The organism is Polynucleobacter sp. MG-28-Ekke-A2 (genome assembly GCF_035012985.1).
Classification (GTDB): Bacteria; Pseudomonadota; Gammaproteobacteria; order Burkholderiales; family Burkholderiaceae; genus Polynucleobacter.
The window spans coordinates 1-25319 of the sequence record NZ_JAYGQU010000025.1 but is presented as its reverse complement, the minus strand read 5'-3'; the positions used below and the strand labels follow the sequence as shown (position 1 = coordinate 25319).

At 44.2% G+C, this 25319-nt stretch carries 24 protein-coding genes; 5 read left to right on the top strand and 19 right to left on the bottom strand.

The window, feature by feature from the left end:
* Nucleotides 1-306 precede the first annotated feature (306 nt).
* The 3 genes from VC188_RS10775 to VC188_RS10765 all read right to left on the bottom strand — a co-directional run bounded on the left by VC188_RS10775 (nt 307) and on the right by VC188_RS10765 (nt 1640).
* Complete coding sequence (locus tag VC188_RS10775) at nt 307-762, bottom strand: fasciclin domain-containing protein (RefSeq protein WP_323483966.1); 456 nt, start codon at nt 760-762, stop codon at nt 307-309.
* Between the two features lie 97 nt (nt 763-859).
* On the bottom strand, nt 860-1285 hold the full coding sequence (locus tag VC188_RS10770; protein ID WP_323483965.1) for a PRC-barrel domain-containing protein: 426 nt from the start codon (nt 1283-1285) through the stop codon (nt 860-862).
* 199 nt (nt 1286-1484) lie between these two features.
* Nucleotides 1485-1640, bottom strand: a complete 156-nt coding sequence (locus tag VC188_RS10765; RefSeq protein ID WP_323483964.1) for a DUF3309 family protein — start codon at nt 1638-1640, stop codon at nt 1485-1487.
* Nucleotides 1641-2036: 396 nt separating this feature from the next.
* Here VC188_RS10765 and VC188_RS10760 point away from each other — a divergent pair, with 396 nt between their 5' ends.
* Complete coding sequence (locus tag VC188_RS10760; protein WP_323483963.1) at nt 2037-2369, top strand: DUF883 family protein; 333 nt, start codon at nt 2037-2039, stop codon at nt 2367-2369.
* A gap of 725 nt (nt 2370-3094) precedes the next feature.
* Here VC188_RS10760 and VC188_RS10755 read toward each other — a convergent pair.
* Genes VC188_RS10755 through VC188_RS10730 form a run of 6 tightly spaced genes read right to left on the bottom strand, consistent with a single transcriptional unit; the run spans nt 3095 to nt 9435 of the window.
* The gene (locus tag VC188_RS10755) at nt 3095-3559 is read right to left on the bottom strand and encodes a PaaI family thioesterase (protein ID WP_323483962.1); all 465 of its coding nucleotides are present in this window, start codon (nt 3557-3559) and stop codon (nt 3095-3097) included.
* Nucleotides 3560-3585: 26 nt separating this feature from the next.
* The gene (locus VC188_RS10750; RefSeq protein WP_323483961.1) at nt 3586-4095 is read right to left on the bottom strand and encodes a MaoC family dehydratase; all 510 of its coding nucleotides are present in this window, start codon (nt 4093-4095) and stop codon (nt 3586-3588) included.
* The gene (locus tag VC188_RS10745) at nt 4092-5516 is read right to left on the bottom strand and encodes an aldehyde dehydrogenase family protein (protein WP_323483960.1); all 1425 of its coding nucleotides are present in this window, start codon (nt 5514-5516) and stop codon (nt 4092-4094) included. Before VC188_RS10745 ends, VC188_RS10750 begins: the two co-directional genes overlap by 4 nt.
* Nucleotides 5517-5538: 22 nt before the next feature.
* Nucleotides 5539-7017, bottom strand: a complete 1479-nt coding sequence (locus VC188_RS10740) for a hypothetical protein (protein WP_323483959.1) — start codon at nt 7015-7017, stop codon at nt 5539-5541.
* A gap of 43 nt (nt 7018-7060) precedes the next feature.
* A complete protein-coding gene (locus tag VC188_RS10735; RefSeq protein ID WP_323483958.1) occupies nt 7061-7852 on the bottom strand; it encodes an enoyl-CoA hydratase/isomerase family protein in 792 nt (263 codons plus the stop codon).
* Nucleotides 7849-9435 (bottom strand): class I adenylate-forming enzyme family protein, encoded by a 1587-nt coding sequence (locus tag VC188_RS10730; protein WP_323483957.1) that lies wholly within the window; start codon nt 9433-9435, stop codon nt 7849-7851. Before VC188_RS10730 ends, VC188_RS10735 begins: the two co-directional genes overlap by 4 nt.
* 133 nt (nt 9436-9568) lie before the next feature.
* Here VC188_RS10730 and VC188_RS10725 point away from each other — a divergent pair, with 133 nt between their 5' ends.
* Nucleotides 9569-10531 (top strand): tripartite tricarboxylate transporter substrate binding protein, encoded by a 963-nt coding sequence (locus VC188_RS10725; protein ID WP_323483956.1) that lies wholly within the window; start codon nt 9569-9571, stop codon nt 10529-10531.
* Between the two features lie 16 nt (nt 10532-10547).
* Nucleotides 10548-11027, top strand: a complete 480-nt coding sequence (locus VC188_RS10720; protein ID WP_323483955.1) for a MarR family transcriptional regulator — start codon at nt 10548-10550, stop codon at nt 11025-11027.
* Between the two features lie 7 nt (nt 11028-11034).
* On the opposite strand, the gene VC188_RS10715 is transcribed toward VC188_RS10720, so the two are convergent.
* The 6 genes from VC188_RS10715 to rpsU form a co-directional block, all read right to left on the bottom strand.
* Entirely contained in the window at nt 11035-11748 is a 714-nt protein-coding gene (locus VC188_RS10715) for a CoA pyrophosphatase (protein WP_323483954.1), read from the bottom strand.
* Nucleotides 11748-12434, bottom strand: coding sequence for a nitroreductase (locus VC188_RS10710; protein ID WP_323483953.1), 687 nt, complete (start codon nt 12432-12434; stop codon nt 11748-11750). Before VC188_RS10710 ends, VC188_RS10715 begins: the two co-directional genes overlap by 1 nt.
* A 736-nt stretch (nt 12435-13170) precedes the next feature.
* On the bottom strand, nt 13171-15732 hold the full coding sequence (gene rpoD / locus VC188_RS10705) for an RNA polymerase sigma factor RpoD (protein ID WP_323483952.1): 2562 nt from the start codon (nt 15730-15732) through the stop codon (nt 13171-13173).
* Nucleotides 15733-15966: 234 nt separating this feature from the next.
* Nucleotides 15967-17943: a DNA primase gene (dnaG, locus tag VC188_RS10700; RefSeq protein ID WP_323483951.1), complete on the bottom strand. Its 1977-nt coding sequence runs from the start codon at nt 17941-17943 to the stop codon at nt 15967-15969.
* A gap of 49 nt (nt 17944-17992) precedes the next feature.
* Nucleotides 17993-18439, bottom strand: a complete 447-nt coding sequence (locus tag VC188_RS10695; RefSeq protein ID WP_323483950.1) for a GatB/YqeY domain-containing protein — start codon at nt 18437-18439, stop codon at nt 17993-17995.
* A gap of 127 nt (nt 18440-18566) precedes the next feature.
* Nucleotides 18567-18779, bottom strand: coding sequence for a 30S ribosomal protein S21 (gene rpsU, locus VC188_RS10690; RefSeq protein ID WP_011903537.1), 213 nt, complete (start codon nt 18777-18779; stop codon nt 18567-18569).
* 77 nt (nt 18780-18856) lie between these two features.
* Between rpsU and tsaD the strand changes: the two genes are divergently transcribed.
* On the top strand, nt 18857-19930 hold the full coding sequence (gene tsaD / locus VC188_RS10685) for a tRNA (adenosine(37)-N6)-threonylcarbamoyltransferase complex transferase subunit TsaD (protein WP_323483949.1): 1074 nt from the start codon (nt 18857-18859) through the stop codon (nt 19928-19930).
* A gap of 23 nt (nt 19931-19953) precedes the next feature.
* Here the strand turns inward: tsaD and folE2 are convergent, their stop codons facing one another.
* From folE2 to xseB, 4 genes are read right to left on the bottom strand one after another with little or no spacing between them, the layout of a single operon-like run.
* Nucleotides 19954-20781, bottom strand: a complete 828-nt coding sequence (gene folE2 / locus VC188_RS10680) for a GTP cyclohydrolase FolE2 (protein WP_323483948.1) — start codon at nt 20779-20781, stop codon at nt 19954-19956.
* Between the two features lie 25 nt (nt 20782-20806).
* Nucleotides 20807-22708, bottom strand: a complete 1902-nt coding sequence (dxs, locus tag VC188_RS10675) for a 1-deoxy-D-xylulose-5-phosphate synthase (protein ID WP_323483947.1) — start codon at nt 22706-22708, stop codon at nt 20807-20809.
* Between the two features lie 53 nt (nt 22709-22761).
* Nucleotides 22762-23658: a farnesyl diphosphate synthase gene (locus VC188_RS10670; RefSeq protein WP_323483946.1), complete on the bottom strand. Its 897-nt coding sequence runs from the start codon at nt 23656-23658 to the stop codon at nt 22762-22764.
* Complete coding sequence (gene xseB / locus VC188_RS10665) at nt 23659-23892, bottom strand: exodeoxyribonuclease VII small subunit (RefSeq protein ID WP_215320832.1); 234 nt, start codon at nt 23890-23892, stop codon at nt 23659-23661.
* 162 nt (nt 23893-24054) lie between these two features.
* Here xseB and VC188_RS10660 point away from each other — a divergent pair, with 162 nt between their 5' ends.
* Nucleotides 24055-25161, top strand: coding sequence for an aromatic ring-hydroxylating oxygenase subunit alpha (locus VC188_RS10660; RefSeq protein WP_215358474.1), 1107 nt, complete (start codon nt 24055-24057; stop codon nt 25159-25161).
* The last annotated feature ends 158 nt before the right edge of the window (nt 25162-25319 follow it).

The following is a 25319-nucleotide window of genomic DNA, read 5'->3' as shown; positions in this document are numbered from 1 at the left end:
AGAGATGGACGATGCCGATTCGGAACTGGAGAGCAGCGCTCAATCGATTTGATATAGAATTTGGTGAACGCATCAGCGCTCACCAATAGCCCCGCGGTGAACTTACACAGAAATATTTACAGGGTCTCTATTTCTTTAATCATCAGCCGGCTCCATTGATTTTCTGAGTCCTATTACGATTAGTGATGTCTTCAAGTAGGTTTTACTTGACAGGGCCCAATGGCCTCACGCTCACTAAAAATGCAAAAAAATTTCATAAAAAAAAGACGCCTAGGCGCCTTTTTTATTTGAGTCAAAGCCAAAGAATCACTTGGGCATTAATACTGTATCAATAGCATGGATAACTCCATTGTCAGTAACGATATCGGTCTTTAAGATTTTAGCGTTATTCACTTTTAGCACGCCATTTTTGTCGGTAATCGTAATTGATTCGCCTTCAAGAGTTTTCACTTTTCCAGGCTTGACATCCATAGCCATTACTTTTCCTGCTACCACATGATAAGTCAGTACTTTGGTAAGCTGAGCTTTATCTTTTAATAAAGCATCTAACTTTGCCTTAGGGATTTTTGCAAAAGCTTCATCTGTTGGGGCAAAAACTGTAAATGGACCAGGGCCTTTGAGAGTATCCACTAGATCAGCAGCTTTTAGCGCGGTTACGAGAGTCTTAAAATTGCCTGCATCAATTGCGGCATTAACTATATCAGCTGCATGAGCAGAGGTGATGGTAAATGCAAGGATTGCTGCTGTAAGAAATTTTTTCATATGATTTCCGTTAATTTTTAAATTAGTTTATTTGTTTGCATGCCAGAGTATTTAGCTGCCAGAATGATGTGGCATCTAAACATGAAAGGCCGACAATTTAAGCGTGAACATTTTCTTGATACGGCTTGGTGCCATAGAAGGTGTGGATACCCTGAGACCATGTTAAATTTGCCATATCAGGCCAATCGCCTTTATCAAATCCAGATGCATCTTCAAGCTTCTTCTTTTCAACATTAAGCACAAAGCGTTTTTTGACTGTATCTAAAGTCAATGCTTCCCAGGGAACTGCGAAGAGTTTTTCACCCAAAGTCAGGAAGCCGCCAAAAGACAGGACTGCATAGCTGATTCTGCCAGTATGCATGTTCAACATAATTTCTTTAACATCGCCTAAATGCTCATCTTTATGGTTATAAACATCATCTCCAATGAGGGTATTAGCGCCCATCAGCTCTGGTCCAGGACCAGAATGATCTTTTGCTAATTTGGAATACATGCCAAAGGTATCTCGTTCTAAATAGTTCATGTTTCAATCCTCTATAAATTTATATTGCATCAAAGTGAAAGGCTTTTTTAAATTCACCTCGTCAGATATAGCCGTTAGGCCATTACGGTAATGTAGTGAATATGCTTAGATAATTCTGTACGGCACTGCACATAGGTTCATTAAAATCAGACGAACGAGCGTCTAGTTCAGATGAGTAATGCGCCTCTCACATAGAACTTCAAATTCTGCGCGTGACTAACAGGACGACGAGAATCAAAACTAACAAGCCTATTCCACCACTGGGTCCATATCCCCAATTCATACTGTAGGGCCATATTGGGATAGTGCCCAATAACATCAGTATTACGATCACCAAAATGATGGTTCTTAACATTTGGAATTCCTTTCGCCACATATCTAAATTCCAATGTATCTCGTTAATTCCATATTAAATGTTCGATACCAGACATAGCGAAAGAAATTTAACCTGATGGCACCTCACTAAGCCAAGCTAAACAGTGTCATAGTTAATTTTGGTGAGTTAGGCATTAGAACTAATTAATACTCATATCAACACCATATCTTTTTCGAGACCCTTACCCATTTGGCCGAATTGACTATGCCCATGGGTAAGTGCACCTGGGATACCTTAAGCCTAGTTATCGATTAATTGCTAACAATGTCTGTTACCAGACAATCAACTGTATTGCCAATCCTTATTATGGTTTTCTAGCGCAATTAATTTAGAGGTGGTCCTTTTACTCAATCAAGATTTAAGTGGGGAATTATTATGAATAAATTAGATAAAGTTATAACCAAAGCTTCTACGACAGTTTCCAAGCAATTAATTGGGGATTACAAAGCCCTCATTGCAGATGCCGAGGATTTGATTGAAGCTACTGAGGGACATGTAGATGACGCGATCAAAACGATTCGTTCAAAGGCTTTGAAAACTCTTGCAGGTGCGAAGAAGGGTATTGCGGACTTTGAAGATGTGCTTACGGATAAAGCCAAAGCTGCCGCCAAAGGTACAGATCACTTTGTCCATGGCCACCCCTGGGAGTCGGCTGGGCTTGCTGCTGGATTAGGATTAATAATCGGCTTAATTATTCGTCGCTCCTAAAAGTGTGTAGTGTTTGCCTACACACTTTCTAACATGCCCAGCGTTACTTAAAGTAACGCTCAAAAAAATACCAACCCGAAGGTTGGTATTTTCATTTCTGGTGGGCCCACCAGGACTTGAACCTGGGACCAAAGGATTCCGGTTTGTGTAGCTTTCACTACTCCCTGGACTATGCCTTCATCATATAAAGATTTACATCCTTACTTAGATGGGTGCCGTCTAGTCTCTACACCTTCAACAGCACTTTCATACTGAAGCTTGGCTCGGCGTTAGCTTGTGCAGCTTTTGGCTGCATTTAGCTTTCTCCGAATTTGACACCATCCCTTATGCAGTTTCCACGCATAAGGCACAACTTTCGCTATGAGAGCAGACACTCAAAGAAAACCACTAGGATTTCAAGAGGTTACGTCGCTTGATTATCGGTGTGTGAGTATTTGTGTGACTACATTAATAAGATCATAGCAAACACCATCTCACTCTTGAGTTTTCAAAATTAAATGCTGTGGAGCAATAACTTATATGGCTGAATGCTCTGGTAGTCATAATCCGTGTAATGGCATTAGAGCTACTCCACTCAATATTTAAAGGCTTTTACAGACTAGGCTCTTATGCATAAAGGTAAAGCGACATGATGAATTAGAGTTTTCATAGGATTGCATACAAATTGTTGGTTATCATAAGTGCTAAGATCAGAAATTAAGTGTTAAAAAATTTCTAAAAACTTTTTAAGTCTCCTCTAAGCCAAAGGGGTTTATGGGATCGTCTGAAGGCACGAAATCCCCCCACTTAAACAAACCACTAGCCCTCACTACAATTTCATCTTTGTGTTTAATAAGGCCTTGAACAAATAGCAAATTACTTGTGGACCGAAGTGGTTCACAAGTACCCTCTATCCAAGATCCTAAATTTACAGGCGCTAGAAAATCTAGTTGCAAGCTAATAGTTGGAGTAAACCTTCGATTCATACCAAGGGCATACATGGCGCCATAAGGCAGCAACATGTCGGCAAATGAAGATAGCATGCCGCCATGGCAAACGTTACGTGGATTACAGTGACGCTGCTCTATCATCATTCCCATAACGAATTGCTTATTGCGTAAAGCAGCATATAGCGGTCCATTATGAGATATAAATAATCCACCCACATTAATTTCTTTAAAACCTGATGGAGCTTGGTTATTGGTAGTCATATCAGCCTATCAGATGACCCGGTAGCCTATCTGCCGGCTAACATTCTGACTGCTGTATAGGTTAGGACCAAAACATTATCTTGATTAAAAACATTAATTAATGATGTAACAATTGCACGATTATTTTTAGAGGTTGGACGAATACCAATGACTTTTACGACTGCCCAAACCGAGTCGCCAACAAAAGTTGGGGCAACTGCCTTTTGAACGAGTTCAAGCATTGCCAAGCCAGTGCCCTGAATCATTGATTGGAAAAGCAGGCCTTCAATTAAGCAATAAGTAAGAGCCGCAGGAACAACCCTGCCAGTAATTGCCCCTGTCTGACTGCTGAAATCTTTATCAATAAAGATTGCTTCAACCATGCCTGTAGTATTGATAAAGTTGACCAAGTCAGTCTCAGTAACGGTTCTTCGGAATGTCCTAAATTCCTGATCTACAGCAATATCTTGCCAATAAAATCCTTGCCCTACGCAGGGTAAATTCATTACGTTTTCGGGAACTTTACTATCTGTATTTAATTGCGGAGTTGTAGTCATTTTTGTATTTCCTGTTGGATGGATTTTATTTCGAAAAACTCTTTAAAACCATAAAGCCCATATTCTCTTCCATTTCCAGACTGTTTATAGCCACCAAATGGCGCCAGAGTATTAAAGGCGGCTCCATTAATATCAACTTGGCCAGTTCGCATATGACGCGCAAATTGCATTGCTCGATCATAATCATTGGACCAAACAGCCCCTCCTAATCCATAAATGGTATTGTTTGCAATCTTCAGAGCCTCCTCCTCATCTTTGTAGGTAATGATCGACAGGACAGGGCCAAATATTTCTTCTTGCGCAACAGTATCGTTTGGCTTGACCTTACCAAGTACAGTTGGTTGTACAAAATTTCCACTTAATAATTCATTTGGTATTTCAGCCCCACCAACAATAACTTCTGCACCCTCTTTTTTTGCTGTAGTAATGTAATTTCTAATGCGATCTTTCTGGGCATATGAAATCACAGGGCCAAGACGAGTCCCTTCTGCAAAGGGATCACCAATCTTCATCTTCTCAACTGCCGCCAGGACGATAGTCTTTGCTTCATCATATTTATTCTCGGGAATCAATAAACGCGTGTGAGCTAAGCAGGTTTGTCCAGAATTTAAAAAGCAAGAATTTAAAGTTCCTTTAATTGCCCTTGCTAAATCGGCATCATCTAAAACAACTGAACTCGATTTTCCACCCAACTCTAGGGCCACACGCTTAATAGATTGTGACGCTATGGCACCTACTCGCTTCCCAGCTCTAGTAGATCCCGTAAAGGAAACCATATCGACCTTGGGATTCGATACCAATGCCTCTCCCACATCTTCACCATTACCCATTAATAAATTAAATACCCCGGGAGGGAATCCTGCTTCATGAATGATTTGAGCCAAAGCAATTGCATTTAATGGAGCTAACTCGGACGGCTTGAGGACAACAGTACACCCAGCAGCCAAGGCGGGGGCAATCTTGTGAGTAATTTGTATCAACGGGAAATTCCATGGAGTAATACAAGCAACCACGCCAATTGGTTCATGAACAAGTAACGAGTTCACCACCGACTCTTCATACGTAAATTCTCTGGCAATTTGGGCGTAATGCTTCCAACTGGCTATAGCATTGCCAACTTGAATCATTTTTGAAAGCTTGAGAGGCATCCCAACTTCACTGGTAATCATCTCGGCAAATAAATCGCTTTTAGCTAATAAAAGTTCGGCGACTCGGTCGATTAAATCAGCGCGCTCATTCGAAGTCTTGCTGGACCATGCAGGAAATGCCTTAACAGCAGCCTCAACCGCCATATTTGCATCGACCATATCACCAGCCGGAATAGTCGCTATTACCCCACCTGTGGTGGGATTTAACACAGGAATGGTTAGATCAGAATTCGAATCTAACCATTTCCCATCAATATAAATTTGATTACTCATCTTTTACCAGCTTCATATTTAGTTAGCTATTCGAATACGTTTTGCGTACACCTTGCGTTAGGGATGGAATTTTTAACCCTAGGCCTTGCAAATCTTCGGTAATCATCTTAATGAACATCCCTCGCACATTATTATTTGAAGCTGTTTTTAAGCCTGCTTCAAAATATGCATTTTCATTAGAAGAGTCATCGGCTCCAAATGCATCTAGAGCATATGGGAAGCATTGGTCTAAAGCCTCTTGCCCTAAAGATTGAGTCTCCCAAGAAGCGATATTTTTAATACGGCTAAGCCAAGTTTTTGCAAGACGCTCTTGTTCGTCATAGTGCACTCCAGACCATACGGCCAACGGAATCACTGAAGAACCAAATGTTGCCAGCGTTGCAGCTTGTGTTACACGAGCTGCAACTAACTGTTGTACAGCAATTCCAGCCCAAGAACTTGGTAATTTCTGTTTTAAAAATTCAACCTTATTTTTGCTGCCAGTAAGCGTACGCTCGGCTTCATCTGCCAATGGATTGGGATCCACCTTTAGCTTGCGTAGCATTTTGGCTATAGCTAGACCAGCAGCACGATCTGCAGACATCTGCAAAGCCACCTCATGCTTTAACTTAGGGGTTGGCGCAACAAACACGGCCATCTCATTTTGGCGTGCATATTTAGCAGCAAGCCATCCAGAAAGTAAACGTATTGCAAGTTTGTGTCGGTCAGCCGGCAAATCATCCATCTCAAGAAACATATCAAAGGCATTTACTTCTTCAGCAGGGTAATCTGATCTAATACCCTTCCATCTTGCAGCCGGGATCTTTAAATTTAGCTCCTTTAAATCGCGCTCAAGTGATTCAACCCAGAGTGCGCGAGATTGGTTATTGGTTAACGTTTTAATGCCTAGGTCAAGATAGCGTTTCTCGTTTGGGGTACCAACACCACCAAAAATATCTAGGCAAGATGGATAAAACTTATCTACTGCTTCTTGGCAGCCTTGTGAGCTTCCCTCTTCAACCAGGCGCTTTGCGTAACTTACCCCCATTTTGGTGTGACCTAAGGCTTCATCAACATAATTTTTTGCATTCCATACTGCTAAGGGAATAAAGCTAGAACCCAATCCACCGATTGACTGAATGCCACCGGTACGCTCGGCCAAAACGCGAGTCATGGAGCGCTCAACCCAATCTTTCATTTGAATTTTGAAGTAATCTAGTTTCCGATCACCCTCCATCACAGATGATTCTGCTTGCTTAATTAATGGTGCAGGGTCAACGCCCATATCTTCCAATACTTGGGCCACTCCAAGTCCATGAGCTTTTTCTTGAGCAATCTGAAAATCAAGCCAAGTTTTGTCTTCCACTGTTGGGCAAATTGAACCAGAACGGTCAGGTGCATCTGCATACTCTGATTGCAATTGAACCGTAAGCATTTTTACAATCATCGCTTTAGCATCATCTGATAATTCACTGCCTTTGCGGAATAATTGACGTTCTTTAATATTGTTTGTTGGTTTCATTTATGACTCTCCTAAAATAATTAATTTAATAAATTCCAATGAATTAACGGCCCTTGAATTGAGGTGGTCGTTTCTCAAGCATTGCTGCCCTGCCCTCTAGACGATCTTCTGTTGCTCGCAGCAATCCACCCAAATACGCTTCCAAGCGAATTCCTTCTGCAATTGGCAAATCCAATCCCTTAAGGATGACTTCACGGCCATATTTAATTGCAAGTGGGGCTTTAGCAGCAAGCTTGCCAGCCCAGATACGAGCTTCTTCCATTAAGGCCTCAGGCGGTAAGACGCGATTGACTAAATTCAGCCGCAATGCAGTCATTGCATCAATACGTTCTCCCATTAATACCAATTCCATTGCGACAGATGCGCCTGCCAGTTGAGCAATCCTCTGAGTTGCGCCGCCTGCTGGAATAGATCCAAAAGTGATCTCAGGCATCGCAAAGAATGCAGCTTCCGAAGCTAAACGAAAATCGCAAGCCAAAGCTAATTCAAAACCTCCACCTAAGGCAAAACCATTTACCGCAGCAATCGAGGGCTTTCCGGTATTAGCAAGAGCTACCCGAAAGTCGCCCCACCATCTAGACTCAACTGAATCAATCACGCTTTCATCTACGCTGCCATCCTTGAGATCTGCTCCAGCGGAAAATGCTCGGCCTGCTCCGGTGATGATGATGACTCTTAATTCAGCGCTATCTCTAAACGCATTGAAAACAGATTGCAGTTCATCTCTGCATAAAGCATTCATAGCGTTTAATTGATCTGGCCTATTAAGAGACAGTTCAAGAACGTAATCTTTGGTAGAAATAGATATAGTTTCATAGTTGGCGTTTAGGGTCATTGCTCCTCCTGGTTAATTAATTCTTCTAGCTCTAAAACAATCTTTATCACTCTTTTTTTATCAATTTTTCCGCTTGCGTTACGCGGAAGCTCGGCAGTAATAAAAATATTTTTTGGTAATTTATAGGCCGCTAACTTTTGCCTGCAAAACTCCATTAAATCTATTTTTATATCAGGGAAATTAGGGTCTTTTAAGGTAACTACAGCCGTTATTGCTTCGTCCCATTCAGGGTGCAACATTCCAAACACAATGACATCAACGACTTGATCATGTTCAGCTAAAGCATTCTCAACCTCTGCCGGCTGAACCGACATCCCTCCGGTATTAATAATTTCCCGAGTACGGCCATCAAGATAGAGTGCTCCGTTTTCATCAACATGCCCTGTATCACCAGTATGAAACCAGCCATCCTTGGTAATCGACTGCTGAGCACTTTCTTCATCCCCCAAATAGCACGTAAATGCTGTTGGCGTAAATATTTCAATCTCACCAGTATCTCCATGCGACATTTCAATACCATGCTGATTCACAATCCTAATCCCAGCTCCCAGCAGGGGGTAGCCCACGCAATTTGCATTAATGGATCGCGATGGATTATTGGGTAAATATTCGAAGGAAGCAATATTGCTTGCTTCAGTCATTCCATAAGTCACTTCAAATGGTATCTTAGGAAATATTTTAAAAATTTCATCCCTAATGGACTCCGGTAAATGGCCCGCAGTCCATTGCAATTTTTTTATATGACTTAAATTGCAGTTATTCTCTTCGAGATATTGAAGCATTTTTTTAGCAAAAATCGTTGGGTGCACATATAAATGTGTCACTTGATGTTTTTGCACTTCATCCATAATGCATTCAACTGAAGTATTGCTAGGTATGATAAGTGTGCCCCCAGCAATTAAGATGGCAAAAGGGCCTGTCAATGAGCCACCTGTATGGGCCATTGGCGCCCTCGCTAACAAGATATCTTCAGAAGACAATGTTCGTGCCAGCATACCCAGGCCCCAAACAACACTTTGATTTGATCTAACGATTCCCTTGGGTTGCCCAGTACTTCCAGCAGTGAAATAAATTGCACAGGGATCCTCAAGACCTACATTAATAGGCATCTCAAGTTGGGGTGATGCTTGCACTATGTCTTCAAGCGCTGATATCTTCAACTTTTCATCACTCTCGTTAGCAATGATGATCATTTCAGGAAAAATTTTTCTGATTTCATCACATAGGCTAACTTGGTCTTTACTATTAATAATGATTCCAGATGCCTTAGATGCATTGAGAATTGTTACAAGTTCATTTTTTGTGGCAAGTGCATTAATGGGAATCACGACCGCTCCGGACCTCACAATGCTCCACCATGCCTCGATAAACTGAATGCCATTGGGCACCATGAGAACCACTCGGTCGCTAGGATGAAGGCCGGCATTTATTAGTCCCTGCGCAATTCTGCTTGTACGGTCCTCCAATTGTGAATACGTCCTATCTTCACTAGCAGATCGCAGTGCAATATTTGCCCCAAAACGGTGGGCAGAAGCTACAAAAAGACTGGCTGCACTTAGCTGATTTAGCGAATTAAGACGCATTAATAGGGCTTTAATTTGATATATTAGATAGCATACTAACTTAATTTGTGCTAAGCAAATACAGTAAAAACCCTAATATACAAATATTTAGTTAGCGAGCTAACTACAAATTATCTTTAGAAGGAGATAAGCCATGCAAAAGAAATTTTCAATCTGGTCAGTAACAGTTTTGATTTTTTTACTCTCATTTGAGTTGAGGGCACAAAATTTTCCTAATAAACCAATAAAAATGGTGGTGCCATATGCTGCGGGAGGTTCAGCCGATATACTAGCAAGGCCAATATCGATCGCAATGGGACAGGCGTTGGGGCAAACCGTTTTCACAGAGCTGAAGCCTGGCGCAGGCGGGAATATTGGAGCTGAGTTCGTTACTAAAAGCGCGCCAGACGGGTACACCTTATTATTTGCATCCCTCAGTCTCTCGACCAGCCTGAGTTTTGCGAAATTAAATTTTGACCCAAGATCTGAATTAAAACCAATAGCTGGCATTGCTACATTGCCTAGTCTGCTGTTAGTTTCAGGCAAATCAAATATCAAAAATTTTGATGATTTAATTAATGAAGCAAAAAAGAGTAATGTTAACTTTGGATCTGCAGGGCCAACTACTGGAAGCCATCTATTTGGAGAGCTCATAAAAAGCAGGTCGAAAACTGATATGGCTCACATTCCGTATAAAGGTAGTGGTGCAGCCTACCCTGATCTAATCGCCGGAAGAATTACTTTCATGTTTGATGTCATGGGATCTGCCCTGCCGCAAGTTAAAGCTGGTCAAGTAAGGGCTATTGCAGTAACCTCTCCAAAAAGATCAAGTGCCTTACCTGATGTGCCCAGTTTAAATGAGTTGGGTTACTCTGGATTTGATGTCGGGACCTGGTTTGGTATTTTTGTTCCATCTGCCACCCCCACACCAATCCAAAACAAGCTAGAAGAAGCAGTCTTAACTGCATTAAACAGCCCTGAAGTTATTAATCAACTTTCTTCAGTAATGGCTGAGCCAATACCAAGAAAAGGAGCTGATTTTGGCCGGTGGTACATAGAGGACACAGAAAAATGGGCCAAGCTCGCAAAAGAGGGGACAGTTAAAATATCGGATTAATTTTGCAAAATAGCTTATGCCACTGTCAAATCCAAATGCATTACATCTTCTCTATGATCGACCGGGATTCTTGCTAAGACGTGCCCACCAAATATCAATCTCGATTTTTGAACAAGAATGCCAAGGTATCAAACTGACGCCAGTTCAATATGGTATCTTGACTGTTCTTCATACTCTCCCAGGTATTGATCAATCTCATTTAGCTCGAAAATTGGGTCTTGATAAGGTGACCACTCTTAGAGTGCTAAGAGACTTAGAAAGTAGAAGTCTTATTACAAGATCTGAGCACCCCTCTGATAAAAGAAGTTACTCACTTACCCTCTCTTCTGATGGTCAAATCTTACTTAAAGAGTCTCAAAAACATGTTAATAAGGCTTACATGAAACTGGCCTCTGGGTTAACAGAGCCTGAACTGACGACACTACTTCAACTTCTTAAAAAGTTTAATTCTTCGCTCGATGCCCATGCAAGAACTAGTTTTCAGCCAACTGAGTAATCTTAAATTAAGGTTTTGTTGCAATTAGAAAAGAGTAAAAATTTCGCAGCATGGCCGCAGTAGCACCCCATATAAAGTAATTTTCAAATGCAATAGAGTAGAAGTGTCTACGACCCTGGTCACTCTCCCATGATCTCAAAATAAAATTTCTAGGATTCAATAGATATTTCATGGGGATCTCCAAAATACTTTTCACCTCATTAGAATCTAGCTTGTATGTGGATTCTGAATTAATAAGAGCCACAACTGGGGTAACTCGATATCCCGAAATTGTGCAATATTCAGGGAAAGAACCAAGCACCTCAATATCCCCCTCTTTGATGCCAACCTCTTCTTCGGCCTCCCGTTTTGCAGTACTAACCAAACATTGATCTGTATTTGAGAACCTCCCACCAGGAAAGCTGATCTGTCCAGGATGTGAAGATAGATGCTGAGATCGCTCTGTCAAAAGAATCATAGGCTCATTTTTTCGAAAAATAATAGGCATCAAAATAGCTGCCCGAGCCTCAATACCGTCTAGCTCTTTTTTTTCGATTATGGAGCTCGCTTTAATGTGCCTATTCTCATCGGTCTCTTGTGGCGTCCAAGGAATATCTAAAGAAAATCGAGCCCTAAGTTGCTCGGGCATGAGCATCGAATCAATCAAAATAGGATCAAACTCAAAACGCCGGCGTATTACAGATTTTTGCGGATCAAAACGTCCTGGTGAAGCTAGACTCATCAAGCCAACCAAGTAATAAATTGACTGGGGTCTTCCCTTGGCGCCTGGTATTCGTTTACTTTGTCCGATTTATCGATATATCCAAGTGCCATCCCGCAAACTAATAGCTCATTGGGTCCGCTACCTATGATTGGAAGAATAACTTTTTCATATTCATTCCAAGCTGCCTGTGGACAGGTATCTAAGCCGAATTCTTTTGCAGCCAACATAATATTTTGCAGGTACATTCCGTAATCCAAAAAAGAACCTCGGCCCAAACTTCTATCTATAGTAAAAAATAATCCTACAGGCGCTCCAAAAAAAGTGAAGTTCTTCAAAAATTGAGCATGCATATTAGCTTTATCGCCCTTTTGAATACCAAGCAGACTATAAAGACCCCAGCCATTTTCTCTTCTCCTGTCTATATATGGACTTACCCATTCTTCTGGGTAGTAGCTATACCAAGATTTAAAATTCTCTACGAGCCGTGGCTCATGTTGAATAGATTCATATGCTCGACATACCTCTTGAGTGAGATTTTTTAATTTCTCGCCCAGCAAAACATAAACACTCCAAGGCTGAGTATTTGATCCTGATGGTGCGCGACTAGATATTTTTAATATTTCTAGAATTATTTCTTTTGAAATTGGCTTGGTGAGAAAGGCCCTAGTAGATCTTCTCTGATTGATTGCCTCTAGTACATTCATAACTGGAAATTATATTCAAATATATATACTTCAAGCACTATACCTAGCTACTAATATATGTCAAATGACTCGGAGTGGTTGGTGCGCTGCAAGATGAATAATCTCATCAAAGTACAAGTGTGTGACAGCCATACGTTACGTAAAGTAACGCTCAAAAGACAAAACCCTCACCATTGCTGATGAGGGTTTGCTTTTCTGGTGGGCCCACCAGGACTTGAACCTGGGACCAAAGGATTCCGGTTTGTGTAGCTTTCACTACTCCCTGGACTATGCCTTCACCATATCTTTCGACTTAGGTGGGTGCCGTCTAGTCTCTACACGTTCAACAATACTTTCGCATTGAAGCTTCGCTCGGCGTTGCCATATTCGTTTAAAACGATTTGTGTACTTAGTAGCAAATACAACAATTCGTTTAAACGACTTTAGGTTTCTCCGAATTTGACACCATCCCTTACACAGTTTCCACGTGTAAGGCACAACTTACGCTATGAGTCCTCTGCTCTAACCAACTGAGCTATAGGCCCTAAAACTTCACATTACTTGCCCCACTACTTCTGCACTCGCTAGGCCAGTAATTAGGTCTAAAAAGTGTAGAAGCACTGTAGAAGCAATTTTTACTACTTTTAATACATGTAAATACTTGATTTAATTGAGTAATTTTAATAAATCAAAAAACTTAATTAGATTATGAGTCCTCTGCTCTAACCAACTGAGCTATGGGCCCGTTAGTCTTGGATCAATCTTCCTCGAGGAAGGTCTTGAGTTTATCGCTACGGCTTGGGTGACGCATTTTTCTCAGGGCCTTAGCTTCGATCTGACGGATACGCTCACGAGTCACGTCAAACTGCTTGCCGACTTCTTCGAGAGTGTGGTCAGTGCTCATCTCAACACCAAAGCGCATACGCAATACTTTTGCTTCGCGTGGTGTCAATGAATCGAGAACGTCTTTCACCACATCACGCATAGAGTCATGCAATGCTGCTTCTGCTGGAGCCAAGGTATTGCCGTCTTCAATGAAGTCGCCCAAATGAGAATCTTCATCGTCACCAATTGGTGTCTCCATAGAGATAGGCTCTTTAGCAATCTTCATGATCTTGCGAATCTTGTCTTCAGGAATCTCCATCTTCAGCGCCAAAGTTGCTGCATCTGGCTCATGACCAGTTTCTTGCAAGATCTGACGGCTGATACGGTTCATCTTGTTGATCGTCTCGATCATGTGAACAGGGATACGGATCGTACGTGCCTGGTCAGCGATAGAGCGAGTAATCGCCTGACGAATCCACCATGTTGCATAGGTAGAGAACTTATAGCCACGACGGTATTCAAACTTATCTACCGCTTTCATCAAGCCGATGTTGCCTTCTTGAATCAAGTCCAAGAACTGCAGGCCACGGTTGGTGTATTTCTTAGCGATGGAGATTACCAAGCGTAAGTTGGCTACTGTCATCTCACGTTTCGCTTCACGGGCACGCTTCTCGCCAGCGATCATCTGCTTGTTTACTTCTTTTAATTCTGGAAGTGGAATAACGACATTCTTCTGAATATCAATCAACTTCTGTTGCAATTCTTGAATTGCAGGGACGTTACGCTCCAAGAGCGCGCTGTAAGGCTTGTTCTCTTTAAGCAACTTCTCAGTCCAAGTCAAATTCATAGACATCTTAGGGAAGTCTTTTAATACTTCGCTACGATTAACGCCGACTTTGTCCACCAACAGGCTAACGATGCCACGCTCAAGTTTCCATACCTGGTCCACTTGGGAACGCATGGTGTCGCATAACTTCTCAACACTCTTCGCTGTCAAACGGAAACCAAGCAACTCAGCGCGAATTGCTTCTTGTGCCTTCAGATACGCAGGACAGTTATAACCATCCTTATCAAACGCACGGCGCATCTTGTCAGCTTGTGTACGAACGATGGCAAACTTCTCTAAAGAAATCTGCTTTAACTCTTCTAATTGCTTGGCATTCGCTGTTGCAGCACCGCCACCACCGCCGCCGCCTTCGTCTTCGCCGCCCTCTTCATCGCCTTCTTCAGCATCCGGATCAATTTCTGGCTCTTCAGGTCCAAGCTTAATATCTTCTGCATTTGGATCAACCAAGCCATCAACAAACTGGTCAATCTCCATCTCGCCACTAGCAATCTTGTCAACGTTGCTCAGAATCTCCGCAATCGTTACAGGGCAAGCAGCCAAAGCCATCACCATATCTTTGAGACCGGCTTCAATCTTCTTCGCAATGACGATTTCGCCTTCGCGAGTTAGTAAATCGACTGTACCCATCTCACGCATATACATACGTACTGGATCGGTAGTGCGTCCGAATTCTGAATCCACTGTAGATAAAGCAGCTTCAGCCTTTTCTTCAGCCTCTTCTTCGGAAGCTGCAGCTTCTGTGTTGTCAGACAGGATTAAGGTTTCGGCATCGGGCGCTTGTTCGTAAACAGTAATACCGATGTCATTGAGCAGGCTAATTAAAGTCTCTAATGCATCCGCATCAGACAACTCGTCAGACATTACATCATTCATCTCACCATGGGTTAAGTAGCCCTTGGACATACCCATCTTGATCAAAGTCTTCAAACGAGCACGACGTAACTCTTGCTGCTCTTCAGTACCCAATTGCTGTGCTGCGAATTCCTTTAAAAGCGCCTTCTCTTTAGCCTTACGCTCACGCGCTTTTTGACGATCCGTTAATACTGGCTCTGCATTTTCTGCAGGGGCATCCGCCTTGGCTTTACGGCCACGCTTCTTCTCTTCCTCAACTGCTGGCACCTCAACTTCAGCAACCTGGGCTTTTTTACCTTTGGTTGCTTTTACTTCCTTTGCCTCTTTAACTGGCTCAACCTTAGGAGCAGGCGCAGCTTTACCCTTTTTTACTGGCTCAACTTTGACTTCTGCTTTTGCTGCTTTCACAGGGGCTTTAGCAACTGGCTTTGCCGGCATTTTTGCCGCTGGCTTCGCAACTGCTTTTGTTGGTTTTGCTGGTGCTTTAGCTGCAACCTTAGGGGCTGGCTTTGCGACAGCTTTCACCGGCTTAACTGGTGCTTTAGCTTTTGGCGCTGGCTTTGCTACGGCCTTCGCTTTCGGTGCTGGTTTAGCAGCAACTTTTACTGGCTTAGCAGGAGCTTTCGCTTTTGGAGCAGGCTTGGCTGGTGCTTTAGCTTTAGAAACTGGTTTTGCGGCAGCCTTTACTGGCTTAGCTGGGGTTTTTGCTTTGGCCACAGGTTTTGCAGCGGCTTTTATTGGTTTAGCTGGAGCTTTCGCTTTTGGAGCTGGTTTTTTGGTCTTGGTATTCGGCATTTATTAGCACTTACTCACATTACTGTTATTGATATCGACTGATGAAACACAGCCCCGTAGTAACTCACTTACCCACTTACCCCAAATTTCATCAAAATAAAGCGCAAGTGGCTGAATTAAATCGGTTTTTTCTTGGGAACAGAGGATTATAGTCGATTGCGACTTTTTTACCCCCGTAACACTTAAAAATATGGGGTAATTTCTGGGGATTTCTAGGGGTGTTTCAGTAAATTCTTAGGAGAATTTCAGCTTTTCGCCCAATTCCCGATAACGGGCTTTGTCTTGCTCAGAAGCAGTGCTTCCGGAGATCTTTTGGGCGATTTCGGTCATTTCCTGCTTGAGATGGGTTAATTCCAGCTTTTTGAATGCCCCCTCAAGATCAGCAGCTGCGCCCTCTAACTCTAAATCAGAGCCCATTACCCGATTTCTCAGGACCTCGTACAGAGGAGCCAACTCACTACGAGAGAGTTGATCTTGGAACATGGCAAATGCCCCGGCACCTGCAATCGCAGGTTTATTGCCCTCGCCTGGAATCAACTCAACCAAGTCACACTGTGACAAAAGGTCTTTCATTAAAGCGTGGGCTTTTTCAGATCTCTGCTCTGCCGCCTTCAATGCTAGTGCGCGCTTGTTCGGATCCAAAGCTTTTCCCAAATGCGGAAACTGAATAATCACTCGCAGCATTTGCTCGGCTAAATCCGTTGGTGCTTTGGGTGGCTCGATATTTTGAGTGGCAACTCTTTTTGCAGATCCTTTGGATGCTTGCCAAGGCGCGCCTTGACGATTGCCATTATTAGAAAAATTATTTTGGCTATTTGGGTTGCCTTGATTACCTTGTCCACCTTGATAGCGGGCCTGTGCTGGCTGATAAGTAGTTTGACGAACAGGTGCAGGCGCTACCGTTAAACCACAAAATGCTTCTAGTTCTGCAGGGGTAGTATTGGTACGAATCGCAAGCTCACGCAGAATTTGCGTACGCAAAGCAATGGGAGGCATCGAGAGCAAAAGCGGCTTAGCGGCATGATGGGTATGGGCTCGACCTTCTGGGGTAGTTTGCTCATGACCCTCACTAACAACCTTAAAGAAGAAGCTAGAGATAGACATCGCTTCTTTAATAACCTTCTCAAAAGCAGGTGCACCATAAGCACGAACATAGCTATCAGGGTCATGCTCTGTCGGTAAGAATAAGAAACGAATTTCTTTATCGTCTGACATGAGCGGCAAACATGCTTCGAGTGCACGCTGGGCAGCACGCTGTCCGGCAGAATCGCCGTCAAATGAGAAAACCACTTTATCGGTTTGTCTGAGTAGCATGCGCACATGGTTTGCTGTACAAGCAGTTCCCAATGTTGCAACCGCGTTGGGGAATCCCAATTGCGCTAAGGCAACAACATCCATATAACCTTCGCACACCAAAACATATTCTTGTGCACGAATCGCTTGTCTTGCTTCAAACAAGCCGTAGAGCGTATTACCTTTTGAGAACAATGGCGTCTCAGGAGAATTTAAATACTTTGGTTCACCTTGATCCAAAATGCGTCCGCCAAAGCCAATGGTTTGACCTTTGGGATTACGAATAGGAAACATAATGCGGTCACGGAAACGGTCGTAGCGCTTTACATTCGCACCTTCGGACTGCTCACCCTGAATCAGTAAGCCGCCTTCTAGCAAAGTCTTGGCAACATCATCATTAGAGTAGGTGCCAAATACTGCTTCAAGACCCTGCCAGCCGTCAGGCGCATAACCTAAGGCATAACGCTTAGCAATCTCACCAGTAAGTCCACGACCTTTTAAATACTCAACCGCCCTAGTATTACCCTTCAGTTGTTGGCGATACCAATCCGCAGCAGTGCTCATCACCTCACTCAATGCCATTGCTTGCTGCTGTCTTGCTACATCATTCGCAGTGCGTTCTTCACGAGGCACATCCAAACCAGCGGAACGTGCAAGATCTTCAATAGCATCCACATATCCAAGCCCGGAATACTCCATTAAGAAACTAATGGCAGACCCATGTGCACCGCAACCAAAGCAGTGATAAAACTGTTTAGTGGGCGACACTGAAAATGAGGGAGACTTCTCTGAATGAAAGGGGCACAAACCCTGAAAGTTCGCGCCCGCTTTTTTTAGCTTAACGTGCTGCCCAACCACATCAACGATATCAACCCGATTTAAAAGATCGGCAATGAAGGATTGTGGAATGAGCGCCATATAGCCAGTATGAAAGGATTTTGCTTTCTTGACTAGCTACTGAGTTTACTTACTTCGCCAATGCGGCTTTTACCAAGCCAGATACTTTACCCATATCTGCTTTGCCAGCCAATTGACCTTTAAGTACGCCAATGACCTTGCCCATATCCTGTGGGCCTGCAGCGCCAGTAGAAGCGACGGCAGCAACTACGGCAGCCTCTACTTCAGCATCGGATAACTGCGCAGGCAAGTAGGTTTGCAAAATCACCATCTCGGCAGCTTCAATCGCAACTAAATCATCGCGATTGGCTTTTTCAAACTGAGAGATTGAATCTTTGCGTTGCTTAATCATTTTTTCGACAGTCGCAATCACGCCAGCATCGTCAACCACAATGCGCTCATCGACTTCGCGTTGCTTAATCGCCGCCAACAAAAGACGAATCGTTCCAAGGCGCTCAACTTCTTTAGCGCGCATAGCGTTTTTCATATCTTCGGTGATTTGATCTTTTAGACTCATGGCTTTATTCCTGGTGTTGAATATAAAACGTCGAAAATTAATAAAGGTGATTAAAAAGCAAAAACCCGCTGCGTTTCACCGTCAGCGGGTTTCAAAGCCTCTCGGTGAGGAGAGCTTTTAAATTCTATTAGTAAAGCTTCTTAGGCAACATTTGGCTGCGAATACGCTTGTAATGGCGTTTAGCAGCTGCAGCCTTCTTGCGCTTACGTTCAGCCGTTGGCTTCTCGTAGAATTCGCGTGCACGCAAGTCTGTCAAAAGGCCATTCTTTTCAATGGTGCGCTTGAAACGGCGCAATGCCACTTCAAATGGTTCGTTTTCGCGGAGGCGGACTGTAGTCATACTTATTTAACTCGTATATGCTCGATAGATATCGAAAAATTAACTGAATTGCGATTCTAGCACGGCTAAGTAAAAAAATGATTGTTTTAGGAATAGAAACTTCTTGTGACGAGACCGGGGTGGCTTTATACAACACCACGCCTTGGGAAGAGGGTAAACCGGCCTTCCAGGGCATATTGGGCCAGGGTCTGCACTCTCAAATCGCGATGCACCGGGACTATGGGGGCGTTGTCCCCGAATTAGCCTCCCGCGACCATATTCGTCGTGTTTTACCCCTCTTAGACCAATCCTTAGCCCAATCTGGCCTCAAATTGGCTGATATTGATGCCGTGGCATTCACTCAGGGCCCCGGATTGGCTGGCGCCCTCCTGGTAGGAAGCGCTTTTGCTAAATCCCTAGCCCAAGGCCTTAATTTACCGTCTATAGGGGTACATCACCTCGAAGGACACCTACTTTCCCCGCTTTTGGGTCAAACCGCACCTCAATTCCCCTTTATTGCCCTACTGGTATCTGGTGGCCACACGCAACTCATGAAAGTCTCCGGGATTGGTCAATACGAGCTACTTGGCGAAACCTTGGATGATGCGGCGGGAGAAGCCTTTGATAAGACGGCCAAATTACTCGGCTTGGATTACCCCGGTGGCGCAGCTATTTCTAAATTAGCAGAGCAAGGCCGCCCAGGTATTTTTGATTTACCTAAACCCATGCTGCACTCTGGCGATTTAGATTTTTCTTTCTCGGGGTTAAAGACGGCCGTTCTCAATCAAGCGAAAAAGTTTACAGAAAAAAATATTACGAATCCTTCGGAGGTCGCACAATTTCATGCGGATCTTGCTAGAAGCTTTGTTGACTCCATCGTGGCAGTTCTTGTTAGCAAATCGGAGAAGGCTCTTAAACAATCAGCTTGCAAACATTTGGTGCTCGCAGGTGGTGTTGGTGCCAATTTACAACTGCGTGCTGCGCTCAATGACAAAGCGCAACGAAATGGCTTTGAGGTGCATTACCCACCACTTGAACTCTGCACCGATAACGGCGTGATGATTGCTTTTGCTGGGGCACTGCGCATGATCGAAAAAAATAATGGCTCCACAACTTCTGGAGCCTTTGACATCAAACCCCGCTGGGATTTGCAAAGCAATAATCTGAAATAGATTTATTGCCTATCTGAATTTGCCTATTTCTGATGACTGATTCTGGCGAATGCGCTGTGGTTGTGAATGGATTCAAAGTTCTCAGCCTCCACTACAAAAGAGCGAATACGCTGATCTGCCTTGAGATTGCCAGCCACATCACGCACTAAGTCTTCCACGAACTTCGGGTTGCTATAAGAATGCTCAGTAACCCATTTCTCATCGGGACGTTTCAGCAATCCCCATAACTCGCTAGAAGCTTCGCTTTCAGCAGCGGCAACTAAATCCTCCACTGTCATCTGCGTTTCAGAATCCAACGCTACAGTCATAGTGACGTGTGAACGTTGATTATGTGCACCAAACTCAGAAATCTCTTTTGAGCAAGGACACAAACTCATTACTGGAACTTGTGCGCGTAAACCCAATTCAACATCAGAACCGCCTGTTGCATTTTGCTTGGCTGTTGCCATCCAAGTGACTTCGTAATCCATCAAGCTTTCTACGCCAGAGACCGGTGCCGCTTTTTTAACGAAGTGCGTATAAGTAAATTGCACGTGACCTTCTTTAGCGTCAAGCAAAGGCAACATATCGCGTACCAAGGCAACAATGGTCGTGCTATCCACGGCTGCATCTTGTTTTTGGAGAAGCGCCATGAATCGAGACATGTGTGTACCCTTCACATGCGCGGGCAATGCCACATCCATCTCAAAAGTTCCAACCGATGGAAAATTACCAGTCTTACTGCGAATGGTCAGAGGATGACGTACGCCACGAATACCAACTTGCTCAATAGGTAGTGCGCGCTCATCCAAAGTGGATTGCACGTCAGGCATTGCGCTGGCTTTCAGAAAGGCGGGATTCAAATCATTCATAGCTCTATTTTCAGGCAAAACGGGCTTATTTGCCCACCAGTGCAGAATTTACGGTCAATATTGCTGGAAAACGTTGTTTGATGGAGTTGGCAATACCCTCAACATCCAAGCCACACTTAGTCATCAGCAGGCTGTAGTCACCATGCTCGATAAATTGATCAGGAAGACCTAATTGCAAGAGGGGTTTCTGAATACCGAGATTCGAGAGCGCCTCTAAACAAGCGCTACCCGCACCACCGGCAATAGCCCCATCCTCAATTGTCACAAAATAATCATGATCAGTTGCTAACGATTGGATGAGATCTACATCGAGCGGCTTCACAAAGCGCATATTGGCCACTGTTGCATTAATCCCTTCAGCCACTTCGAGTGCCGGGTAGAGCAAAGTGCCAAAAGCCAATATCGCCACACGTTGACCAGCAGGCGCAGTGGATTTACGACGAATCTCACCTTTACCAAATGGCAGAGTACGCAATTCTTTAGATGGGATAGTGCCAACACCTGCGCCACGCGGATAGCGCACCGCGCTTGGATGTGGCTGATGAAAGGCAGTCGTTAGCAAATCGCGGCATTCCGATTCATCTGCCGGCGTCATGACCAGCATATTCGGAATACAACGCAAAAATGGAATGTCATAAGCGCCAGCATGGGTAGCGCCATCAGCACCAACGAGACCAGCACGATCCAATGCAAACAACACCGGCAAATCCTGTATCGCTACATCATGAATGAGTTGGTCATACGCGCGCTGCAAGAAAGTGGAGTAAATCGCCACTACTGGCTTCATGCCTTCACATGCCATACCGGCTGCAAAAGTGACCGCGTGCTGTTCAGCGATACCGACGTCGTAGTAACGCTTAGGGAAACTCTTCTCAAATTCAACTAAGCCAGAACCCTCTCGCATTGCTGGAGTAATGCCAACCAATAAAGGATCTGCATGCGCCATGTCGCATAACCATTCACCAAATACTTGAGTAAACGTTTTTTTGCTGGCGGCTGATTTTTTGACGCCCTCTTCAGGATTAAATTTACTAGGGCCGTGATAGAGCACAGGATCAGCCTCAGCTAATTCATAGCCTTGACCCTTTTTAGTCACCACGTGCAAGAACTGGGGCCCGCGACCTTCTAAAGCCAAGCGCCGCACGTTCTGCAGCATCGGAATCAAAGCATCTAAATCATGACCATCAATCGGGCCAAAATAATTAAAGCCAAACTCTTGGAAGATTGTCGACGGAGAAACCATTCCTTTGGCGTGATCTTCAAGGCGCTTAGCAAACTCACGCAAAGGGGGCGCAATTGATAAAACACTATCAATGCCTTTTTTCGTCGCCGAATAAATATTACCGCTGAGCAATCTAGCCAAATGGCGATTGAGCGCGCCCACGGCAGGCGAGATCGACATGTCGTTGTCATTCAAAATCACTACAAGGGGTAAGTCGTCGTATACACCAGCATTATTCATTGCCTCAAAAGCCATACCGCCAGTCATCGCACTATCACCAATCACTGCTACAGCCACATGTCGTTCACCCTTGGTTTGAAATGCACGCGCCATACCCATTGCTGCAGAAATACTGGTGGATGAATGACCGGTACCAAAAGCATCAAACTCACTTTCAGAGCGATGCGGAAAGCCTGACAATCCCTTGTGCTGACGCAAGCTACCCATGCGTTCACGACGACCAGTCAGAATCTTATGTGGGTAACTTTGATGTCCAACGTCCCAAACGATGCGATCGTCTGGGGTATCAAAGACATAGTGCAAAGCAATAGAGAGCTCCACCGTTCCCAAGTTGGACGACAGATGTCCACCCGTCTTGGATACGGAATCCAAAACAAACTCGCGCAGCTCATCAGCTAGAGCTGGCAGCTCTTCGCGGGAGAGTTTTTTGAGATCGTCGGGGGAGTTAATGGAATGTAAAGTCATTGAACCTAAATAATCTGTACTGATGAATTTCTCTTATTACTCTGATTGATCTCTTACTTGCCGCGATTGACAACCAAGAGAGCTAAATCTTTTAATGCTTGTGCAGATGCACCAAAACTGTCTAAGCTAGCGATTGCTGTTTCTTGCAACTCTTTAGCTTGCTTCTGTGCATAGTCTAAACCCATCAAGGTCACGTAGGTCGGCTTATTAGCAGCAGCGTCCTTGCCAGCTGTCTTACCCAAGGTGTGACTATCCGCAGTGGCGTCCAGCACGTCATCCACAATCTGAAACGCCAATCCTAGGGACTTTGAGTAATTTCCCAAATGCGCCATTTGCGCTGGATTTAGGTGGGCAGCAATACCGCCTAATTCCACAGCGCATGACAACAAAGCTCCTGTTTTCATAGCATGCATTTGCTTTAGACCATTCAGGTCTAATTTCTTGCCAACACTTTCCAAATCAATTGCCTGACCACCCGCCATGCCGCGTGAGCCAGAGGCAGCCGCTAATGCAGAAATCATGTTGAGGCGAACTTGCGTATCACCATTTACATTGGCCAAGATTTCAAAAGCGCGCGTTTGTAATCCATCCCCAACGAGTAATGCTGTTGCTTCATCAAAAGCTTTGTGCACTGTCGGACGACCGCGACGTAAGTCATCATCATCCATGCATGGCAAATCATCGTGCACCAATGAATAAGCATGAATACACTCAATTGCTACAGCCGCAGCATCCAATGATTCGGTACTTTCGGCATTATTGCCAAGTTGTCCTGCGGCATAAACCAATAAGGGGCGAATACGCTTGCCGCCACCTTGCGCTGCGTAACGCATAGCCTCATGTAAACGATGTGGCGTAGTTTGGGCGGAATCGAGCAAGCGATCTAACGCCAACTCAGCTCGCTCGGAGTGAGAAGTAATCCACTCCTGAAATTGAAAAGCAGTGCCCAATTAAGCCTCGAACACTCGAACCTGTTGCTCAACCAGGGCCAACATCCCCTGACAGTGCTTTAGCAAGGCTGCGCCGCGTTGATAGGCTAACAGGGTTTCTTCTAGGGAAAATTTGCCAGATTCCATATCGGAAATGAGCTTTTCAAGCTCTTTAACGGCTTGCTCATAGCGCAAATCGGGGTCAATTAGGACCTCAAGACCGGGTTTTTGACTCTCTGACTTCTTGGCTGGCATAAGCTGGATTCCTTCGTATTTCCCACACGGATAGCCCTATATATTAAAGCGAGAAGCCGTTTGGATGGGTATAATCCACCCCTTCCTTTCCAATATCGATCCGTCGATGGTTGGATTGGTTATTCCGCTTAGCTTCGGCTGACGTTTTCGGGGGTGGGGAGAATGACTAATCTGGCTACCGCGCAGAAGCTTGCGCCGTCCAATTTGCAATTGCCGGTTTCGGCATATTTTGACGCTGACCTGTATCAGCGGGAAATTGAACTGCTTTTTAAGCAGGGCCCCGGCTATGTTGGTCACGAACTGATGGTTCCTGAAATGGGCTCCTATCAAACTTTAAGCGCAGAAAACGAAGGTCGCATACTTGTTCGCAATGAGTCTGGAGTAGAACTGCTTTCCAATGTTTGTCGCCATCGTCAAGCATTGATGCTCAATGGTCGCGGTAAAGCTGACAATATTGTTTGTCCATTACATCGCTGGACCTATGACTTAGGCGGCAATTTATTAGGCGCCCCTCACTTTGAGGATAAGCCCTGTTTAAATCTTGGTAAGTCCCCGCTACAAAATTGGCAAGGCTTGTTATTCGAAGGTCCTCGCGATGTGCGCACCGATCTTGCCAAGCTGGGTGTTGCCGATGACCTCAAGTTTGAAGGTTATGTTCTTGACCATGTTGAAGTACATGAATGCAACTACAACTGGAAAACATTCATCGAGGTCTATCTCGAGGACTATCACGTTGTGCCATTTCATCCGGGTCTTGGAAAGTTTGTTTCTTGCGAAGATCTGCACTGGGAGTTCGGCGATTGGCATAGCGTTCAAACCGTGGGCATTCACAAAGATTTACAAATTCCAGGCTCACCAACCTATCGCAACTGGCATGAAGCTGTACTTCGTCAGTTTGACGGCAAAGCCCCACGCCATGGTGCCATTTGGCTTACTTACTATCCCAATGTCATGGTGGAATGGTACCCAGGCGTTCTGTGTGTATCAACACTGCACCCAATGGGTCCCGGTAAAACGCGCAATATTGTTGAGTTCTACTATCCAGAAGAAATCGCTTTGTTTGAGCGTGAATTCGTGGAAGCAGAACGTGCTGCCTATATGGAGACTTGCATCGAAGATGATGAAATTGCTGAGCGCATGGATCAAGGGCGTGCAGCACTACTAGCTCGCGGCATTAATGAGGTCGGCCCCTATCAAAGTCCAATGGAAGATGGTATGCAACATTTTCATGAGTGGTATCGCCGAGTCATGAACTTCGAAGGTGCATAATTAAAATAAGCTTCACGGTTACATTAATACCTGGTGGATTCAACTACGAAGTGCAACTTTGAACAACTAGTTAAGGAGGCTAAGGATGTTTTAGTATCCAAAGCTTCTAGACCTGCAAGTCAAAGTAGCCATGACCTATCAACACCTTAGCCAAACTG

Bases quoted from the DNA above. Each gene is read 5' to 3' on its own strand.
- rpoD (WP_323483952.1), bottom strand. From the start codon at position 15,732: ATGCCGAATACCAAGACCAAAAAACCAGCTCCAAAAGCGAAAGCTCCA.
- VC188_RS10765 (WP_323483964.1), bottom strand. From the start codon at position 1,640: ATGTTAAGAACCATCATTTTGGTGATCGTAATACTGATGTTATTGGGC.
- VC188_RS10660 (WP_215358474.1), top strand. From the start codon at position 24,055: ATGACTAATCTGGCTACCGCGCAGAAGCTTGCGCCGTCCAATTTGCAA.
- folE2 (WP_323483948.1), bottom strand. From the start codon at position 20,781: ATGAATGATTTGAATCCCGCCTTTCTGAAAGCCAGCGCAATGCCTGAC.
- rpsU (WP_011903537.1), bottom strand. From the start codon at position 18,779: ATGACTACAGTCCGCCTCCGCGAAAACGAACCATTTGAAGTGGCATTG.
- xseB (WP_215320832.1), bottom strand. From the start codon at position 23,892: ATGCCAGCCAAGAAGTCAGAGAGTCAAAAACCCGGTCTTGAGGTCCTA.
- VC188_RS10715 (WP_323483954.1), bottom strand. From the start codon at position 11,748: ATGAGTCTAGCTTCACCAGGACGTTTTGATCCGCAAAAATCTGTAATA.
- VC188_RS10740 (WP_323483959.1), bottom strand. From the start codon at position 7,017: ATGAAACCAACAAACAATATTAAAGAACGTCAATTATTCCGCAAAGGC.
- VC188_RS10720 (WP_323483955.1), top strand. From the start codon at position 10,548: ATGCCACTGTCAAATCCAAATGCATTACATCTTCTCTATGATCGACCG.
- VC188_RS10735 (WP_323483958.1), bottom strand. From the start codon at position 7,852: ATGACCCTAAACGCCAACTATGAAACTATATCTATTTCTACCAAAGAT.
- VC188_RS10710 (WP_323483953.1), bottom strand. From the start codon at position 12,434: ATGAATGTACTAGAGGCAATCAATCAGAGAAGATCTACTAGGGCCTTT.
- VC188_RS10775 (WP_323483966.1), bottom strand. From the start codon at position 762: ATGAAAAAATTTCTTACAGCAGCAATCCTTGCATTTACCATCACCTCT.
- VC188_RS10750 (WP_323483961.1), bottom strand. From the start codon at position 4,095: ATGACTACAACTCCGCAATTAAATACAGATAGTAAAGTTCCCGAAAAC.
- VC188_RS10730 (WP_323483957.1), bottom strand. From the start codon at position 9,435: ATGCGTCTTAATTCGCTAAATCAGCTAAGTGCAGCCAGTCTTTTTGTA.
- dnaG (WP_323483951.1), bottom strand. From the start codon at position 17,943: ATGGCGCTCATTCCACAATCCTTCATTGCCGATCTTTTAAATCGGGTT.
- dxs (WP_323483947.1), bottom strand. From the start codon at position 22,708: ATGACTTTACATTCCATTAACTCCCCCGACGATCTCAAAAAACTCTCC.
- VC188_RS10760 (WP_323483963.1), top strand. From the start codon at position 2,037: ATGAATAAATTAGATAAAGTTATAACCAAAGCTTCTACGACAGTTTCC.
- VC188_RS10695 (WP_323483950.1), bottom strand. From the start codon at position 18,439: ATGAGTCTAAAAGATCAAATCACCGAAGATATGAAAAACGCTATGCGC.
- tsaD (WP_323483949.1), top strand. From the start codon at position 18,857: ATGATTGTTTTAGGAATAGAAACTTCTTGTGACGAGACCGGGGTGGCT.
- VC188_RS10755 (WP_323483962.1), bottom strand. From the start codon at position 3,559: ATGACTACCAATAACCAAGCTCCATCAGGTTTTAAAGAAATTAATGTG.
- VC188_RS10770 (WP_323483965.1), bottom strand. From the start codon at position 1,285: ATGAACTATTTAGAACGAGATACCTTTGGCATGTATTCCAAATTAGCA.
- VC188_RS10745 (WP_323483960.1), bottom strand. From the start codon at position 5,516: ATGAGTAATCAAATTTATATTGATGGGAAATGGTTAGATTCGAATTCT.
- VC188_RS10725 (WP_323483956.1), top strand. From the start codon at position 9,569: ATGCAAAAGAAATTTTCAATCTGGTCAGTAACAGTTTTGATTTTTTTA.